Below are 16,269 nucleotides of genomic sequence, written 5' to 3' on the forward strand. Positions count from 1 at the left end.
CCTTTTTTCGCAGGCTGGAACGCCGCGCTGTTCTTCAGGCCGGCGCAAGGACGGCCTTCTGCTGGCCATGGGCTGCCGCGAGCACGCCAACCGGCATCAGCGGATCGAGGTGAATGGTGCCAAGCGTTTCGCCATCCTCGAACACCAGCTTGGCGTTGTAGCGCCGCGCAAGCGCCCGCATCGCCGCATTTTGCGGGTGGGTGGTGACCAGCAGCTTGGCGTAGCCGAAATCCCTCGCCTTCTCGATAAGGCGCTCGAAGAGCTTGCCGCCGAGGCCCCGATGCTGAAGATGCCGTTCAACACTGAACGCGATCTCGGCTGTCGGCTGGCTTTCCTCGGCGCGCTCGTGGAGTTCGGCTGCGCCCAGCACCTTGTCTCCCTCGACATAGCCGATCATCGTGGTGCCGGCGGCGAAGGAACGGTAGACGTAGGTTGAAATGAATCGATCGTCGGCAAGACCATTGAAACGGTCACGCCGGCTTTCGGCGTCGAGCCTGAGAAGATGCTCGCGAAACCTCGGCAGGTCCGAAGGCCTCAGCTGGCGTATGGTCCCCGTCAGGCGAGCGGGGCTCTTGAAATTCTGCTCCATGTCGCACTCCTCTGGGTTCCTCCCTGAGTCGCTTCCGACATGCTTCATATTGTGCAATGCAACATGAATATCAAGTGGTTGGCGCGCCTTGCAGGGCGGCAGGAACGGGAGGCTGCCATGCGAAATCGAATGGCTCGCAATGCCGCTTCTGCGGTTTGAGCGAACTGCTCAAAGATAAAGCGTGCATCGCCACATCTGACGTCATAGAAAAGCACCCATAAAGGTGACAAGAAAATTCATAATTTTTAACAGGCTTGTCTAGAATTATTCCAAGGTATAGGCCATATATAACGCACAGCTTCCTGCGAGGTGAACCATGCGACTCACGCGCCAGACCAACTACGCCATACGCATCCTGATGTATTGCGCGACCAATGACGGCCAGTTGAGCCGTATCCCTGAAATCGCCGCGGCCTATACGGTTTCGGAGCTCTTCCTGTTCAAGATCCTGCAGCCGCTCGTCGAGAACGGTCTGGTGGAAACCGTGCGTGGCCGCAATGGTGGCGTTCGTCTCGGCAAGCCGGCAGAAGACATCACCCTGTTCGAGGTCGTTCGTGTCACCGAAGATAATTTTTCCATGGCCGAATGCTTCGACAGCGACACCGCCGATTGTCCCCTGATCGACAGTTGCGGGCTCAACGCCGCGCTGCGCGAGGCTCTGGGCGCCTTCTTCGCCGTTCTGGAAAAGCACACGATCGCAGATATGGTCGCTGCCCGTCCCAACATGCGCGAAGCGCTCGGTATCGACAATATCGCGCCCCGCAAGGTGAGCGCGCGCAAGGCCGCGGCGGAGCAGCGCGTGCCCGCAGCCTGACCCAGCGACTGCACCGTGTGATCCAATCGTCAGCGGCCAGCTTTGCCGGCCGCTTTCTTTTTGAAGCATGTCGCCCGAAAGCGAACCGCGCGCGAACCTGAAGTATCGGGGCGGTTCAGGTCACCGATTGCGGCAGAACGAACGGCATGTTTGCGGCAGGGACCGCGCCGACGCGCAGCTTGCATCCAAAAACCCGTTCGATCATGGCGTCTGTGAGCACATCCTTCGGAGCGCCCACCGTATCCAGCTTGCCGGCATGCATCACATGGATGCGGTCCGCATACATCGCCGCCAGATTGAGGTCGTGCAATATGGCCACAACCCCACCCCCGGCGCGTGCGAAATCGTGGGCGATGTCCATGATGATGAGCTGGTGCTTGATATCGAGGCTGGACACCGGCTCGTCGAGGAACAGGTAACGCGGCCGCCCGTCCAGAACCGGCATCCATACCTGGCACAGCACCCGGGCCAGTTGCACGCGCTGCTGCTCGCCGCCGGACAATTCCTGATAGAAGCGGCCTGCGAAGCCCTCCAGATCGACGCGCGCCAGCGCCTGCTCCGGCAAGCGATCCGCGTCCGCTCCAATGACGCCGGATCGGCCGCCAATGAGGCCCATTTTCACGATCTCACGCACTGTGAAAGGGAACGCAAGCACTGTCGCCTGCGGCAGCACGGCGCGGATGGCCGCAGCTTCCACCGGCTTCAACGACCGCATGTCACGGCCGTTGAATGTGACGCGCCCGGAACAGGAAAGTTCGCCACACAGCGCCTTGAGCATTGTGGTTTTGCCCGAACCGTTGGGACCGACGATGGCGACGAGTTCGCCGGGACGGGCCGAAAAATCGAGGTCATGGACGATAGGTTTCGAGCCGATACGAACAGAAATGCCCTGTGCTTCGATCATCACGGCCTCACAGATCGATGACGCCGCGCTTGCGCAGCAATATCCACAGGAAGAAGGGAGCGCCGGCCACGGCGGTCACAATGCCGATCGGCAGTTCGGCGGGCGCCACGATGGTGCGCGCAACCGCATCCGCCAGCAAAAGCAGCGAAGCGCCCAGCAGCGCCGAGGCCGGCAGCAGGTAGCGGTTATCCGGTCCCATGGCCAGACGCAGCAGGTGCGGCACGACGATGCCGATGAAGCCGATTCCGCCGCTGACCGCCACCGAGGAGCCGACCGAGGCGGCCACGCTGACGATGGCGAAATATTTCAGCCTCTGGACCGGAATGCCGAGGTGGGTGGCCGTCGCCTCGCCCAGCGCCAGCGCATTCAGGCCGCGGGCCAGAAACAGCGTGGCGGCCATGGCAAGAACCATGATCGGCGCTACTGCGCCGATCTTGAGCCAGGTGGCTCCGGCCAGAGAGCCGAGCTGCCAGAAGGTCAGGTCCCGCAATTGCCGGTCGTCGGCCACAAACACCAGAATGCCGGTGACGGCCCCCGCAAGAGCGGCCAGTGCGATGCCGGCCAGAAGCATGGTGGCGACGGATGTGCGCCCCTGACGCGTCGCCACCTTGTAGAGCACGAGTGTAGCGGCCAGACCGCCGAAAAAAGCCGCGATGGGCAGCGAAAACGTATCGAGCGCCGTTGTCAGCGGCGCAAGAAGGGTGCCGCCAAGAACGATGATCAGCACCGCGCCGAGGCTGGCCCCGGCGGAAACGCCGATCAGGCCGGGATCGGCCAGCGGATTGCGGAACAGCCCCTGCATCACCGCGCCGGAGACGGCCAGCGAAGCGCCGACAAGCGCGCCCAGCACAATGCGCGGCAGGCGTATATCGTTGATGATGATGCGGTCGCGCACGCTCAGCGCATCTTCGCCCGCGCCGAAAAGCCAGCCGCGCACAACGGACACGGCCGAGGCGTCGGAAGCTCCGGACGCAAGGCTGAACAGCATGGTCAGCCCAAGCAGGACGACCAGCATGATCATGACCAGCCGGGCGAGCGCCGAACGATCGCCAGTGGCCAAGGCATTCCTCAGGCTGGAACTTCCAGCCGCGGCGATATGATTCGTCATCCCGTGTCCGCGCTCAGTCAGCGGCCTGGTCGCCGTATAGCGCAACCGCGACGTCGCGAACGGCGTCGGCGGTCCGCGGGCCGAAGCCGAGCATATAGGCGCCATCCATGCGCACGATCCTGCCTGCCTTACCGGCAGGCGTGGTCGCAATGGCGGGATGGCTCAGGATTTCGTCGTCGTTTGCGGCATGACCGCCCGCCCGGCTCATCATCAGGATGACATCGGGGTGCGCCTCAACGATCGCCTCTTCCGTGAGTTGCTTGTAGCCGGAATAACCCTCTATGGCGTTAACCGCGCCGGCAAGGCGGATGACGCCATTGGCGGCGGTGTCGACCCCGGAAGCCATGACCTTGCCGCCCTGCATCGACAGGATGAAGAGGACACGCTTGCGTTCCGTCACATCCTTGGTGCGCGCTTCGGCCTCCTTGAGCTTCGCATCGACCTCGCCTGCCAGAGCATCAGCCTTCCGCCCGACGCCGAGCGCTTCGCCGACGGCATGGATCTTGGCCAGGATGCCTTCATGATCGAAGCGTTCCGGAACCTCGATGTAAGGCACGCTGGCCTTCTTCAGAACGTCGACGGTTTCCTTCGGCCCGCTGCCTTCAAGGGCCAGGATACCGCCCGGGCTCACGGAAAGGACGCCCTCCGGGGAAAGCTGGCGCATATAGCCGACATCGGGAAGCTCCATCGCCTCCGGCGGGAACACGCTGGTTGTATCGCGCGCAATGAGACGGTCGCCTTCCCCCAGCGCGAAGACGATTTCGGTGATCGAGCCGCCAATGGCCGCAATCCGCGAAGGATCATCGAATTTCCCGTTCGTCTCATCGGCCTGAGCGGAAAACGGCGCGGCGGCCAGGCAAAACAGCATGGCCGCACGCGAAGCGAAACGGGAAAATATTGTCATTACTGCACCTTCAAACCGGGATCGAAACCGGCACTTTGGGGAGATTTTCGGCAAGGAAGCGCCAGTCGTCACGCTCCATTTCGCCTTCATGGCGCTCACCGAAAAACTGGATAATGAGCCTGTCCTGTGAATCATAGGCCTCAATCGAGGTCACGAAGCCGTCGCGCGTCGGCTTGCGGACGCCCCACACCTCGGCAATGTGATCGAGGCGCAAATGCAGGTGGAACGTCTCGTCGAGAACGTTCAGCCATGGCCCCATAGGCTTCACGGAGCTGATCGGACCGGTATGGATCTGGATGCACCCGTGATTGCCGACGAAGCACATGATCGGCAGTCCCTCGGCCGCGGCATGATGCATCAGTGCGGAAACCGCGTCCCCGTCGACCTTCCAGGCATAATCCGGCCCCACCATGCGCATGGCCTGGAGGCGGCTGATTTTCAGCTCGCGCAACATTCCGAAGAACTGGTGCACGTCAGTGAGCGCACCCCAGCGGTCGCGCAGGTCCTCGACACGAACCGAAGCCCCTTCTGTAGAAGAAGGCGCAGGCCCCGAAACCGGATCGATGTCGATATTCAGGCCCTGATCGGAGCTGCGCAACTCATCGACCAGCTTGTGAAAAGCGTAAAGATTGGAGGCGTTGCGCAGATGGATCTTGTGCACCGCATAGCCGGCGGGGTCAAAAAATTGCAGACTGTGGCGCACCTCGTCGCCGATGTGTTTTTCCACCGCAAATCCGTGCGCCCACGCTTTCGGAAAAATGCGCAGGTCGATGTCCCGGCCAAGCACGAGAGCATTGTGCTTTCCTGCCGAAACCTTGTCATAGACGCCGATCTTCTCATGCACGGCGCTATCGTTGCGGGTCAGCGCCATCACCTCGCCCACCCCGCGAAGGCCATTGAGAACGGCGGCAAGCCGGGTATCGACGCGCACGACTTCATGGCCGCAATGCGCGGCCAGAAGCTCGGCCTCGGAAATGCCGAGTTGCGCCGACAGATCACGCTCACGCATCTTCGGATTTTCGGCCCGAGCCCGCCTGATTTCCAACGGGCTCGGCTTTACGCGCTGGTCCATGGCTCCACCTGTTGAAAGGCGACGGCTTATTTGTTCAGGATCAGCTTGCCCTGACGGGTGATCTTGAGCCGATAGAGCGCACCATGATGCTCGATGCCGATCTCGTGCTCCCCCTGGAAAAGGCTGTTGGAAGACAGCGTCCTGACTGAAAACGGCATGCGCTCGACCTGTACCGGAACGGGCTGGTCCGCGTGGCGGATGCGGTAGCGGAAGTCGTTGGAAGTGTGCGCAGTCATCGGTCTCGGTCCCTCTCATTGGGTGGCTAGGGCTGCTCGACATGATCATTTCTTGACTGAAACGATCATGTTTATAACCACTGCAATACCGGACCAAATTAGTCAACATTAAAGACAGGCGCCAGAACAAAAAACCGCAGATGACAGCCGCCATGTGGATGGTCGCTGCAAGGCTCCCCAGCGGCTGCCTCCATGAAGGCGGTCATTCCGCCAAACAGCACGCAACAGTGCCCAGGCTCCGCTGGCGTTCGATATTTTGGCGAAGGGCCTGTGTTTGCGCCCTCGACAATCGTCTTGCGAGCATGCAGGACTTATAACATGTCAAGATGGTTCAAGTTTTCGGTTCCAATCCGGTATCCGGCGATATACGACCAGCGTGCTGGCCAACTTTGTACTGAACGGCAAGAAAGGTGATGACGACCGTGAAACGCCCCGCCCTTTTCCCGATCGCGATGCTGGCTTGCGCCTGCATTATGGCGTCCCCCGCCCTCGCGCAGGACCCCGCTCCCGAACAAGCAGCCATGCTTTCGCTCGAACTCAACGCCGCCCAGCCGTCCGACAAGGGCTGCCGGCTGACATTCGTCGTCAACAACGGTCTTGGCTCGGACCTCACCAAGGCGTCATACGAGATCGCCCTGTTCAATGATTCGGGCGTCGTCGATCGCATGACGGTCCTCGACTTCAAGGAATTGCCGGCTGGCAAGACCAAGGTGACGCGCTTCGACCTCGCAGGCACGGACTGCACGAAGATCTCGCGCGTGCTCGTCAACGGCTCCAACGATTGCGCCGGAGACGGCATAGAGCCTTCAGCCTGCATGAAGGCGCTCAAGCCCGCTTCGAAGACGGACATCAGCTTCGGCCTGTAAGCCGGCTCCCGTTAATTTGAGAGGATACCCAATGTACATCGCCATGAACCGTTTCAAGGTCCTGAAGGGCTCGGAGACGGATTTCGAGAACGTCTGGAAAAATCGCAATTCGACGCTGCATGAGATGAACGGCTTTCGCACTTTCCACCTGTTGCGCGGGCCGGTGAACGAAGCCGAAAACTACACGCTTTATGCCTCGCACACGGTGTGGGAAAGCGAGGACGACTTCGTCGCCTGGACGAAGTCGCAGAACTTCCGTGATTCCCACAAGAGCGCCGGAACCGGCAAGGTTATGACGGCGGGACATCCCGTATTCGAAGGCTTTTCGGCGGTCGAAGGCGCCTGAAGCGCGAAACAGACATCACACCGATGGCCTGGAGCGTTTCCAGCAAAAGTGTGAAGCGGTTTTGCGTCCGGAAATGCGGCTAAAGCAAAGAGATGGAGCGGTTCGGTGAAAATCAGAACCGCTCTAAATGACGAGCGGGCGTCGACGATGCCGACGCCCCATAGCGCAGATGCTCAGGCGCTCGCCAGCAAGCTGGCGTTGCCGCCGGCCGCAGTCGTATCGACGCACACCGCACGCTCATGCGCATAAGCCGCGGGATAGATCACCTCGGTGATCAGCGGCACGATCGGACCCGACCGTTTCGCCAGGGCGCGGCGAATGGCCCCCGCCTCTTCAGCGGCTCCTGAAAAGGCCATGACATCGACCGCCAGCAATGAGAGTTCCGCCTCGTCGGGGCGCGCATCCAGCACGGCTACGGGCAAGCCCTTGCCGGTCAGCGCCGAAAGTGCGGCGGCGGCATCGGGTGCGACGGCCAGCACTGCGTTGCCAGCAGCCAGCGCCTGTATTGCTTGCGCCAGAAGCGTATCGGCGTCCGGGCCGAGGCAAAGCACGCGGCCACGAGGAACGAGCGCCAGCGTGTTGGCTTCGCCGGTGGGACCCGGCAGGTCCACCTGCCCGAAATCGATGCCCGCAGCGGCGGCGACCGCCACCGCTCCCTTGCCGCGCAGATGCTTGCGCAGGATGGCGATGCGATCCGGCCGCGTCGACCAGCGGCCAAGCGCCGGATCGGGCATATTGTCCCTCAATTCCCTCGCCGTCGCGACGCGTGACTGGCCAGGCGCCGACCCCGCCTCCGCGCCCTTGCGGAAACGGCGCAGATAATGCGGCCCGCCAGCCTTCGGACCCGTGCCGGACAGCCCCTCGCCTCCGAACGGCTGTGAGCCGACCACCGCGCCGATCTGGTTGCGGTTGACATAAACATTGCCAGCATGAATCCCATCGACAAAATGCTGGGCGCGGCCCTCGATACGGGTATGCAGGCCGAAGGTGAGGCCGTAGCCGCGTGCATTGACCGCCCCGATCACCCTGTCGAGCTTGTCGGCGTCGAAGGTCGCCACATGCAGCACCGGGCCGAAGACCTCGCGCTCGATCTCTTCGATGCCGCGCACCGAGATGACATGCGGCGCGACGAAACGGCCTCCTTCAGGCGCATCCAGCTTCGCCACCACCTTGCCGCGCGCCTCCATGTCGCGGCAATAGCTGCCGATCGCGTCCTGCGCTTCAGCATCGATCAGCGGTCCGACATCGGTGGAAATCAACCATGGATCGCCCAGTTGCAGTTCCTTCATCGCGCCGGTGAGCATTTCCTGCACCTTCTTCTCCACATCTTTCTGGACGTAGAGAATGCGCAAGGCCGAACAGCGCTGGCCGGCGCTCTGGAAGGCGGAGGCGAGGATGTCGCGCACCGCCTGTTCGGGCAGAGCCGTGGAATCGACCACCATGGCGTTGAGGCCGCCGGTTTCGGCGATCAGCATCGCGTCGGGCTGAGCGGTCTCGGCAAGCTGCTTTTCGATGAGTTTTGCAACCTCGGTGGAACCGGTGAAGCAAACGCCGGCAATACGCGGATCGGCGGTCAGCGCAGCCCCTACCGAAGGCCCATCTCCCGGCAGGAGCTGGATCACGTCTTGCGGCACACCCGCCTCGCGCAGCAGCTCGACGGCGCGATACGCGATCAGCGGCGTCTGTTCGGCCGGCTTGGCGACAACCGCATTTCCGGTGACGAGCGCCGCCGCAATCTGGCCGCTGAAGATGGCCAGCGGGAAATTCCACGGCGAGATACAGACTATCACCCCGCGCGCCTCGGTTCCCGTCTCGGCGTTGGCCGCCTCGGATGCGTAGTAGCGCAGGAAATCCACCGCCTCGCGAACCTCGGCCACGCCATCGGCCAAGGTCTTCCCCGCTTCGCGGGTGGCGAGCGCGAAGAACTCGGCCGCATTCGCTTCATAAAGATCGGCTGCGCGGCGCAGAACACCGGCCCGCTCGGCGACCGGGCGCGCGGCCCAGCCCGGCTGGGCCTTCACAGCGAAGCCGACCGCCTCCTTCACCTGCGCTTCGGTGGCCTCGGTCACCTTTCCAACAGTTTCCCCGGCATTGGCGGGGTTGATGATATCGCGCGCGCCACCATCGCCCCGGGCGCTGGTGAGCGGCTTCGCCTGCCATTCATGCGGCGCGGCGAACGGTCGTCGCTCCTCATCCAGCCTGTCCAGCGTCACCGTATCGGTGATGTCCCAGCCCCTGGCGGCGGGACGGTCCGCTCCGAAGATCGCATCAGGCCGGACGATGTTCGGATTGGCCGCCGGCCCTTGCGTCTCGACGATCTCCAGCGGGTCGCGGGCGATGGCTTCCGGCGGCACCGCTTCGTCGGTGAGCTGATGCACGAAGGACGAGTTCGCGCCGTTTTCCAGCAGACGGCGCACCAGATAGGCAAGCAGGTCCGCATGTGCGCCCACCGGCGCATAGATGCGGCACCGCGTTCCTTCCGCCTTGCGCACCGTCTCGTGCAGTTGCTCGCCCATGCCGTGCAGACGCTGGAACTCGAAGCAATCGCGGTTCGTCGTCATGGAGAGAATCGCGGCGACCGTATGGGCGTTATGGGTGGCGAACTGCGGATAGATGCGGTCGGTCATCGACAGGAGCTTCTTCGCGCAGGCCAGATAGGACACGTCCGTGTTGGCCTTGCGGGTGAAGACCGGATAGCCGGAAAGGCCCATCACCTGCGCCCGCTTGATCTCCGTATCCCAGTAAGCGCCCTTCACCAGCCGCACCATGATGTTGCGGTCGAGCTTCGTCGCCAGCGCATGCAGCCAGTCGATGGCGAAGGCGCAGCGCGGCCCGTAGGCCTGCACGACGACGCCGAACCCGTTCCAGCCGGCAAGGCGTTCATCGGCCAGCACGCGCTCGATGACATCGAGCGAGAGGTCGAGCCGGTCGGCCTCTTCGGCGTCGATATTGAGGCCCATATTGGCCTTCTTCGCCGCCAGCGCCAGTGACAGCAACCGCTCGGCCATCACCGGCAGCATGGCTTCCTTCTGCGCGACCTCGTAGCGCGGATGGATCGCCGACAGCTTCACCGAAATGCCGTGATTCTTGCGGATGTCAGGGCCGTTGGCGGACGTATCCAACGCGCCAATGGCGTCGGCATAGGCCTTGAGATAGCGCAGCGCGTCCGCCTCCGTGCGGGCCGCCTCGCCCAGCATGTCGAAGGAATAGAGATAGCCCTTGTCGGTCATCGACTTGCCGCGCTTCATAGCCTCGGCGATGGTGCGGCCAAGCACGAACTGCTCGCCCATCTCGCGCATCGCCGCCGCCACCGCCTTGCGGATGACCGGCTCGCCCAGACGCCGCACCATGGAGCGTAGGGTCTTGTCGATGGTGCCCTCGCCTTCGTCCAGCACCCGCCCGGTCAGCATCAGCGCCCATGTCGAGGCGTTGACGAATATGGACGAAGACGAGCCCGAATGGGCCGACCAGTCATGCGGAGCGATCTTGTCGGCGATCAGGTCGTCCATGGTCTCGGCGTCCGGCACGCGCAGCAGCGCTTCGGCCAGACACATCAGCGCGACGCCCTCCTTGGTGGAAAGCCCATAGGCCGAAAGGAAAACCTCCATCAGCCTTGGATCGGAGGATCCGCGCACCGACTTCACAAGTTCCACCGCCCGTCGGGTGATCGCCTCGCGCTCTTCAGGCGAAAGAGCGACGGTTTCGACGAGCCGTTTGATGGCGGCGTCCTCGTCGGGCAAATAGCTGGCGCGGATCTGCTGGCGGATAGCGGCAAGAGTGGACATGGCGTTCCTGTCGAAACAAATACAATCTCAACGGTCTGGCGGCCGCCACGACCGATGAGGAAAGCCTACCACGCGCCTGCAAAATTGCCCGGTCCAAAGAACTCGACTGTTTGGTTCAAATGAACTATCATATCGGGTAATTTTTACCATACATAGACTGCGTATCTGAATATGGAAGATCAACTGGACCGAATAGACCGCAACATCCTGATCGCGCTGGCGCGCGACGGCCGCCTTTCCATGGCGGAACTGGCGGCAAGGGTAGGATTGTCCAAGACGCCGGTGCAGGCGCGCGTGAAAAGGCTGGAGCGCGAGGGCTTCATCCGCGGCTACAGCGCGATCATCGACCGCGAGCGGATGGGCGAAGGTCATGTCGCCTTCGTGCAGGTGAAATTGTCGGATACGCGCTCCGCGGCGCTTGACGAGTTCAACCGGGCTGTCCAGAGCGTGCGGGAGATCGAGCAATGCCATATGATGGCGGCCAGCTTCGACTATCTCCTGAAAGTCCGCACCAGAGACATAGCCAGCTACCGGCGCGTTCTGGGAGAGCAAATCTCGGCGCTGCCCCACGTCGCGCAAACCTCGACCTTTGTCGCGATGGAAACGGTGAAGGACAGGTAAGGCCCCTGCTTCCTGCCCGTTACAGCGTGATATTGAAAACGACGGTGTCGGTTCCGGCCGCCGCGAATATCCACAGGCGCAATTGCCACCAGCCGGGGACCGGGAATTTCACGCCCTCGATCCGGTAGCGTCCGTTGCCGAGATAGCCGGTCGCCTGCGGGCTGGTCGGCAGTCCCTGATTCTGCTCCGGCATACCGCCGGAAACATGCAGCGCCGCATTCTCCACCGGCTGACCCTCTTTCGATTTCACCGTCACCAGCCAGACCTGCGTTTCGCCCATGCGAACCTGGCCCTTCTCAGGCTGCATGGTGACGCTGAACAGGCCGCTTTCGCTTTGCTTGGCCCTCGCAATGTCCTGTCCGCCGTTCCTGTCCGCCCGTATCATGTAGATAGCGACCACGATGGCGACGAGCGCCGCCGTGATGCCGGCGGAGATGAGAAGATAGCGTCCCAAGGATGCCAAAACGTTGCCCCGGCGGAAAATGAAACCTGATCGCCCGGAAAACCGGATCAGGAACAGAGTATATGGGCTTCATGGTCGCCACGACCAGAAATTGCGCGCCTCAAACAAAAAAGGCGCGCCGAAGCGCGCCTCTGATATCAACGGATCACAGCCTCAGCATCAAAGGCCAAGCCCACCGATGCAGACATATTTTGTGTCGAGATAGTCGTCCATGCCCTGATGGCCGCCCTCGCGGCCGAGGCCGGATTCCTTCACACCGCCGAACGGCGCTTCAGGCGTGGTGATGATGCCCTCATTGACGCCGACCATGCCGTATTTCAGGCCCTCCATGACGCGGAAGGCGCGGCCCAGATCGCCGGTGTAGAAGTAGCAGGCCAGTCCGAACTCGGTATCGTTGGCGAGCGCGACGGCTTCTTCCTCTGTCTCGAACCTGAACACCGGCGCCAGCGGCCCGAAGATTTCTTCCTTCATGAACTTCATCTGCGCGGTCGCGCCCGAAATCACGGTCGGCTGGAAGAAGGAGCCGCCCAGCTCATGACGCTTGCCGCCGGTGACGACCTTGCCGCCCTTGGCGACCGCGTCCTCGATGAATTCCTCGACCTTTTCGACGGCGTTGACATCGATCAGCGGACCCTGCTGGACGCCCTCGTCGAGCCCCGACCCTACCTTGAGGCTGCGGGAAGCCTCCGCAAGCTTCTCCACGAAGGCGTCATATATGCCGGCCTGCACGAAGAAGCGATTGGTGCACACGCAAGTCTGGCCGGAATTGCGGAACTTGGCGGCGATCGCGCCCTCCACCGCGCGGTCGATGTCGGCATCGTCGAAGACGACGAACGGAGCGTTGCCGCCGAGTTCCATCGACACTTTCTTCACCGTCGAGGCGCACTTTTCCATCAGCATCTTGCCGACTTCGGTTGAGCCGGTGAAAGTCAGCTTCCTGACCAGCGGGTTGGAGCAAAGCTCGTCGCCGATTGCGCCGGCCGAGCCTGTGACGATATTGACCACCCCCTTGGGGAAGCCGACTTCCTCGCACAGCGCGCCCCATGCAAGACCCGAATAAGGCGTCTGCGAGGCAGGCTTCACGACAGCCGTACAACCTGCGGCAAGCGCCGGACCCAGCTTGCGCGACAGCATGGAGGACGGGAAATTCCACGGCGTGATGGCGGCAATGACGCCGACCGGCTCCTTGGTGACCAGAACGCGGCGGTCCGCCCATGGCGACGGCACCACGTCGCCATAGGCGCGGCGCGCCTCTTCGGCGAACCACAGCACATAGGCGGCGGAAGAGCCGACCTCGCCCCTGGCCTCGGTCAGGGACTTGCCCTGCTCCAGGGTCAGCAGTTCAGCCAGCGCGTCCTGGTTGTCCATGATGGCGTCATGCAGCTTGCGCAGCAGTTTCGAGCGTTCCAGCGCCGAAGTTTTGCGGAACGACTGGAACGCCTCTTCCGCAGCCGCGATGGCGCGGCGGGTTTCGGCGGCGCCCGATTTCGGCACGGTGCCGATCTTGAGACCGGTGGCCGGATTGATCACGTCGACGGTCTGGCCGGAATCAGCCTGTACCCACTCACCGTTGATGAGATTCGCCTGCTTCATGAAATGGCTGGTCTTCTGGAGCATATTCTTGCCTCCGCTGGGCGCTGTTCCAGCGCCGCTGTCAGGAATTCGTGAAACGACGCGCAATGAGAACACGCGTGCACGCAGCTCTTATCGCAGGCAAACTACACGGATCAACCGCTGTCGCCCATCTTTGCGATGGTCCAGCGCATCGCAGGCGGCGTCCAAACGAATAGTTGATTCGCCCGCAAAGCTCGCCTTCTTGTTTTTCAAAGGGCTTTAGCATCCCTATATGCCACGAATCGAAACAGGAATGTTCATGCTCCGATACCTCACAGCGCTGCTGGTCCTGCTTTTTGTTTCCCCTGCCCACGCCACGGATGCGGGCTGGGCGGCGTTGCGTGATGGCGGACATGTCGTTCTGCTGCGGCACGCCATGATCAGCGGCAGCACCGAACCAGCCAATTTCGACATAGACAAATGCAACACGCAACGAAACCTGTCCGATCGCGGCAAGCAGCAGGCGCGAAAGATCGGTGCGCTGTTCGGCGCGCGCGCCGCCCGTATCGAAAGGGTGGAATCAAGCCGCTATTGCCGTTGTCTCGAAACCGCGCGCCTCGCCTTCGGCGGTCAGCCGGAAGCTCTGGACGCACTGGATCCGCTGAGCGAGGACGCGGAGGAGCGGGCCCGGCAGAAGGAAGCGATCCTGGAGGAGATCCGCACCTATTCCGGTTCGGACCTGCTGGTGCTCGTCACCCACCTGGAAAACATCCAGGAAGTCACCGGCGTTTCGCCCCGCGAGGGCGAGGCGGTCATCGTCGCTCCCGATGGCGATGGCGTGCGGGTTCTGGGCCGCGTGGTGTTCTGATATCCTCAGGCCTCGGCGGCGATGAATTTCAACACGCCTGCGACGCCTGCTCCGCGGCGCTTGCCGTCCGAGGGATGGTTTATGCCATCCGTCACCACCACCTCCTCGAAATCGAAAGGGCTCACCCCTTCGAGGCAAGCGACGTTGACACCGTATTCGTTCGGGTTGGAGCGTCTCTGGTGATGGGTGTATATTCCGCAGATCGAACAGAAATAGTGCTTCGCCGTACCCGTGTTGAACCGATAGAGGGTCAGTTTCTCCTTCCCCTCCAGAATTTGCAGGTCGCCGAGTTCGGCCGTCACCGCCACCGCGCCGCGCATCCGGCAGTAGGTACATGTACAACGGCGCGCCGAGCGCAGCCCTTCCCGCAGTCGCACATGGAACCGAACCGCTCCGCAATGGCAGGCGCCGTTGGCTTCGCTTACATCGAGGTCTGGCATTGCAATCTCCATCAAAGCATCCGACATCAGGCCGGCACGGAAAGGCGTCGCCACATGTCGGCGGCGCGGCCATGGCCGGGGCTGCGGCACATTCGGCCTTTTCCTGCCGGCAAAAACCGATTAGACAGCGGCCAAACGCTTGAATACAGCTTTCGCCGGAAAACCGAAGGAAAAGCCCTTGTCCACCACGTTCGATAAAGTCGCCAAGATCATCGCCGAGACCAGCGAGATCGACCTCGCCACGATCACGCCCGACAGCCACACCATCGATGATCTGGGCATCGACAGCCTCGATTTCCTGGACATCGTGTTCGCCATCGACAAGGAATTCGGCATCAAGGTTCCGCTGGAAAAGTGGACGCAGGAGGTCAACGACGGCAAGGCCTCCACCGACGAATATTTCGTCATGAAGAACCTCTGCGCCAAGATCGACGGCCTGATCGCCGCCAAGGGCGCCTGAACCAAGAGAGCAGCCCAAGGATCGGCAGAGGATCGTCAAAGCCATATGAGCCCCCGCGACGTCGTCATCACCGGCATCGGCCTCGTTTCCTCTCTGGGAGAAGGCGCCGACACACATTGGCGGAAACTGTCCGCTCCCGGCACGGAGCCAGTGATCGACGCAGAACGCTTTGCGCCCTACACCGTCCATCCGCTGCCACAGATAGACTGGAGCCTGCAGATCGCCAAGCGCGGCGACCAGCGCCAGATGGAAACGTGGCAGCGCCTCGGCGCCTATGTGGCCGGCCTCGCTCTGGCCGACGCCGGCATCAAGGACGATGAGGAACTGTGCGCCACCATGGACATGGTTGTGGCCGCAGGCGGCGGTGAGCGCGACGTGGCCGTCGATTCCGACATTCTGGCCGCCTCGGAAAAGCGCGACGATTTCGACGTGCTGCTCAATGAAAAGCTGACCACGGAACTGCGCCCCACCCTCTTCCTCGCGCAGCTTTCCAACCTTCTGGCCGGCAATATTTCCATCGTCCACAAGGTCACTGGCTCCTCTCGAACCTTCATGGGCGAGGAAGGCGCAGGCGTTTCGGCCATCGAGACGGCGGCCGCACGCATCCGCTCCGGCCAGTCCACCCATATGCTGGTGGGCGGCGCGTTCCAGACCGAGCATCCCGACATGCTGCTGGGCTACGAACTGGCCGGCTATCTGCATCGCGGCGAATGGAAGCCGGTCTGGCAAAGACAGGGTGCGGAAGGCGGCGGGGTCGTTTCCGGCTCCGGCGGCGCGTTCCTCGTGCTGGAAAGTCGCGAGCATGCCGAAAAACGCGGCCAGCGCATTTATGCAACGCTTGGTCCGGTCGCCTCCAGCCGCGCCCGCCGCCAAAAGGGCGAGCTTGATGCCGGTATCGGCAAGCTGCTCGATACGGTCGATGCTTCCGAGGGCGGGATGCTGGTCATTTCCGGCGCATCCGGCGCACATAAGGCGACCTCGACGGAAAAAGCGGCGTTCGACACAAGGAACGGCGCCACCCTTCGCGCCTTTTCCACATTCACGGGTCACCTCAAGGAAGCGCAATTTCCGTTCGCGGTGGCGCTCGCCGCCCTTGCCGTCAGCAACAAAGCCTCCTATCCGGCTTTCGGGGCTGGCGAGAAGGCTTTCGAGGGGCCGCTCAAATCCGTTCTGGCAACGACCATCGGCTATCACCATTTCGAGGGCATGGCGCTGGTCAGCGCGCTCGACTGAAGCCCG

The 16,269-nt window shown here is 62.4% G+C and carries 17 protein-coding genes; 7 read left to right on the forward strand and 10 right to left on the reverse strand.

From position 1 onward, the window contains the following. Positions 1-34 precede the first annotated feature (34 nt). The gene (locus tag ABID44_RS02565; RefSeq protein WP_354150102.1) at positions 35-589 is read right to left on the reverse strand and encodes a GNAT family N-acetyltransferase; all 555 of its coding nucleotides are present in this window, start codon (positions 587-589) and stop codon (positions 35-37) included. A gap of 316 nt (positions 590-905) precedes the next feature. Here ABID44_RS02565 and rirA point away from each other — a divergent pair, with 316 nt between their 5' ends. Beyond that, a complete protein-coding gene (gene rirA / locus ABID44_RS02570; protein ID WP_354150103.1) occupies positions 906-1,403 on the forward strand; it encodes an iron-responsive transcriptional regulator RirA in 498 nt (165 codons plus the stop codon). A gap of 115 nt (positions 1,404-1,518) precedes the next feature. Here the strand turns inward: rirA and ABID44_RS02575 are convergent, their stop codons facing one another. The 5 genes from ABID44_RS02575 to hemP are packed head-to-tail and all read right to left on the reverse strand — an operon-like array spanning position 1,519 to position 5,627. Further along, positions 1,519-2,307 carry a heme ABC transporter ATP-binding protein gene (locus ABID44_RS02575; protein ID WP_354150104.1) on the reverse strand — a complete coding sequence of 263 codons (789 nt, stop codon included), beginning with the start codon at positions 2,305-2,307 and terminating at the stop codon, positions 1,519-1,521. 7 nt (positions 2,308-2,314) lie between these two features. Further along, positions 2,315-3,415, reverse strand: a complete 1,101-nt coding sequence (locus ABID44_RS02580; protein ID WP_354150105.1) for a FecCD family ABC transporter permease — start codon at positions 3,413-3,415, stop codon at positions 2,315-2,317. A gap of 13 nt (positions 3,416-3,428) precedes the next feature. Then, positions 3,429-4,319 carry a heme/hemin ABC transporter substrate-binding protein gene (locus ABID44_RS02585; protein ID WP_354150106.1) on the reverse strand — a complete coding sequence of 297 codons (891 nt, stop codon included), beginning with the start codon at positions 4,317-4,319 and terminating at the stop codon, positions 3,429-3,431. Positions 4,320-4,329: 10 nt separating this feature from the next. After that, positions 4,330-5,391 carry a hemin-degrading factor gene (locus tag ABID44_RS02590; protein ID WP_354150107.1) on the reverse strand — a complete coding sequence of 354 codons (1,062 nt, stop codon included), beginning with the start codon at positions 5,389-5,391 and terminating at the stop codon, positions 4,330-4,332. A gap of 26 nt (positions 5,392-5,417) precedes the next feature. Then, entirely contained in the window at positions 5,418-5,627 is a 210-nt protein-coding gene (hemP, locus tag ABID44_RS02595) for a hemin uptake protein HemP (protein WP_354150108.1), read from the reverse strand. A gap of 473 nt (positions 5,628-6,100) precedes the next feature. On the opposite strand from hemP, the gene ABID44_RS02600 reads away from it, so the two are divergent. Beyond that, positions 6,101-6,493, forward strand: coding sequence for a hypothetical protein (locus ABID44_RS02600; protein ID WP_354150195.1), 393 nt, complete (start codon positions 6,101-6,103; stop codon positions 6,491-6,493). Positions 6,494-6,524: 31 nt separating this feature from the next. Continuing rightward, on the forward strand, positions 6,525-6,839 hold the full coding sequence (gene hmuQ, locus ABID44_RS02605; RefSeq protein WP_354150109.1) for a heme-degrading protein HmuQ: 315 nt from the start codon (positions 6,525-6,527) through the stop codon (positions 6,837-6,839). A gap of 173 nt (positions 6,840-7,012) precedes the next feature. Here the strand turns inward: hmuQ and putA are convergent, their stop codons facing one another. Continuing rightward, on the reverse strand, positions 7,013-10,624 hold the full coding sequence (gene putA / locus ABID44_RS02610) for a bifunctional proline dehydrogenase/L-glutamate gamma-semialdehyde dehydrogenase PutA (protein WP_354150110.1): 3,612 nt from the start codon (positions 10,622-10,624) through the stop codon (positions 7,013-7,015). 171 nt (positions 10,625-10,795) lie between these two features. Here putA and ABID44_RS02615 point away from each other — a divergent pair, with 171 nt between their 5' ends. Next, positions 10,796-11,245: an Lrp/AsnC ligand binding domain-containing protein gene (locus tag ABID44_RS02615; protein WP_354150111.1), complete on the forward strand. Its 450-nt coding sequence runs from the start codon at positions 10,796-10,798 to the stop codon at positions 11,243-11,245. 19 nt (positions 11,246-11,264) lie between these two features. Here the strand turns inward: ABID44_RS02615 and ABID44_RS02620 are convergent, their stop codons facing one another. Both ABID44_RS02620 and ABID44_RS02625 read right to left on the reverse strand, forming a co-directional pair. Further along, positions 11,265-11,708 carry a FixH family protein gene (locus ABID44_RS02620; RefSeq protein ID WP_354150112.1) on the reverse strand — a complete coding sequence of 148 codons (444 nt, stop codon included), beginning with the start codon at positions 11,706-11,708 and terminating at the stop codon, positions 11,265-11,267. Positions 11,709-11,867: 159 nt separating this feature from the next. After that, positions 11,868-13,325, reverse strand: a complete 1,458-nt coding sequence (locus ABID44_RS02625; protein WP_354150113.1) for an NAD-dependent succinate-semialdehyde dehydrogenase — start codon at positions 13,323-13,325, stop codon at positions 11,868-11,870. A 256-nt stretch (positions 13,326-13,581) separates the two neighbouring features. On the opposite strand from ABID44_RS02625, the gene ABID44_RS02630 reads away from it, so the two are divergent. Then, positions 13,582-14,130, forward strand: a complete 549-nt coding sequence (locus tag ABID44_RS02630; RefSeq protein ID WP_354150114.1) for a histidine phosphatase family protein — start codon at positions 13,582-13,584, stop codon at positions 14,128-14,130. Positions 14,131-14,135: 5 nt separating this feature from the next. Here the strand turns inward: ABID44_RS02630 and ABID44_RS02635 are convergent, their stop codons facing one another. Further along, complete coding sequence (locus tag ABID44_RS02635; RefSeq protein WP_354150115.1) at positions 14,136-14,570, reverse strand: GFA family protein; 435 nt, start codon at positions 14,568-14,570, stop codon at positions 14,136-14,138. A 178-nt stretch (positions 14,571-14,748) separates the two neighbouring features. On the opposite strand from ABID44_RS02635, the gene ABID44_RS02640 reads away from it, so the two are divergent. Together ABID44_RS02640 and ABID44_RS02645 are read left to right on the forward strand one after the other, a co-directional pair. After that, entirely contained in the window at positions 14,749-15,030 is a 282-nt protein-coding gene (locus ABID44_RS02640; RefSeq protein WP_354150116.1) for an acyl carrier protein, read from the forward strand. A gap of 45 nt (positions 15,031-15,075) precedes the next feature. Next, a complete protein-coding gene (locus tag ABID44_RS02645; protein WP_354150117.1) occupies positions 15,076-16,263 on the forward strand; it encodes a beta-ketoacyl-ACP synthase in 1,188 nt (395 codons plus the stop codon). Positions 16,264-16,269 lie beyond the last annotated feature (6 nt).

It is taken from the genome of Aquamicrobium ahrensii (assembly GCF_040545755.1).
Taxonomy (GTDB): domain Bacteria; phylum Pseudomonadota; class Alphaproteobacteria; order Rhizobiales; family Rhizobiaceae; genus Mesorhizobium; species Mesorhizobium ahrensii.

Excerpts from the sequence above, each read along its gene's own strand:
- ABID44_RS02565 (WP_354150102.1), bottom strand. The coding sequence starts at position 589 with ATGGAGCAGAATTTCAAGAGCCCCGCTCGCCTGACGGGGACCATACGC.
- rirA (WP_354150103.1), top strand. The coding sequence starts at position 906 with ATGCGACTCACGCGCCAGACCAACTACGCCATACGCATCCTGATGTAT.
- ABID44_RS02575 (WP_354150104.1), bottom strand. The coding sequence starts at position 2,307 with ATGATCGAAGCACAGGGCATTTCTGTTCGTATCGGCTCGAAACCTATC.
- ABID44_RS02580 (WP_354150105.1), bottom strand. The coding sequence starts at position 3,415 with ATGACGAATCATATCGCCGCGGCTGGAAGTTCCAGCCTGAGGAATGCC.
- ABID44_RS02585 (WP_354150106.1), bottom strand. The coding sequence starts at position 4,319 with ATGACAATATTTTCCCGTTTCGCTTCGCGTGCGGCCATGCTGTTTTGC.
- ABID44_RS02590 (WP_354150107.1), bottom strand. The coding sequence starts at position 5,391 with ATGGACCAGCGCGTAAAGCCGAGCCCGTTGGAAATCAGGCGGGCTCGG.
- hemP (WP_354150108.1), bottom strand. The coding sequence starts at position 5,627 with ATGACTGCGCACACTTCCAACGACTTCCGCTACCGCATCCGCCACGCG.
- ABID44_RS02600 (WP_354150195.1), top strand. The coding sequence starts at position 6,101 with ATGGCGTCCCCCGCCCTCGCGCAGGACCCCGCTCCCGAACAAGCAGCC.
- hmuQ (WP_354150109.1), top strand. The coding sequence starts at position 6,525 with ATGTACATCGCCATGAACCGTTTCAAGGTCCTGAAGGGCTCGGAGACG.
- putA (WP_354150110.1), bottom strand. The coding sequence starts at position 10,624 with ATGTCCACTCTTGCCGCTATCCGCCAGCAGATCCGCGCCAGCTATTTG.
- ABID44_RS02615 (WP_354150111.1), top strand. The coding sequence starts at position 10,796 with ATGGAAGATCAACTGGACCGAATAGACCGCAACATCCTGATCGCGCTG.
- ABID44_RS02625 (WP_354150113.1), bottom strand. The coding sequence starts at position 13,325 with ATGCTCCAGAAGACCAGCCATTTCATGAAGCAGGCGAATCTCATCAAC.
- ABID44_RS02630 (WP_354150114.1), top strand. The coding sequence starts at position 13,582 with ATGCTCCGATACCTCACAGCGCTGCTGGTCCTGCTTTTTGTTTCCCCT.
- ABID44_RS02635 (WP_354150115.1), bottom strand. The coding sequence starts at position 14,570 with ATGCCAGACCTCGATGTAAGCGAAGCCAACGGCGCCTGCCATTGCGGA.
- ABID44_RS02645 (WP_354150117.1), top strand. The coding sequence starts at position 15,076 with ATGAGCCCCCGCGACGTCGTCATCACCGGCATCGGCCTCGTTTCCTCT.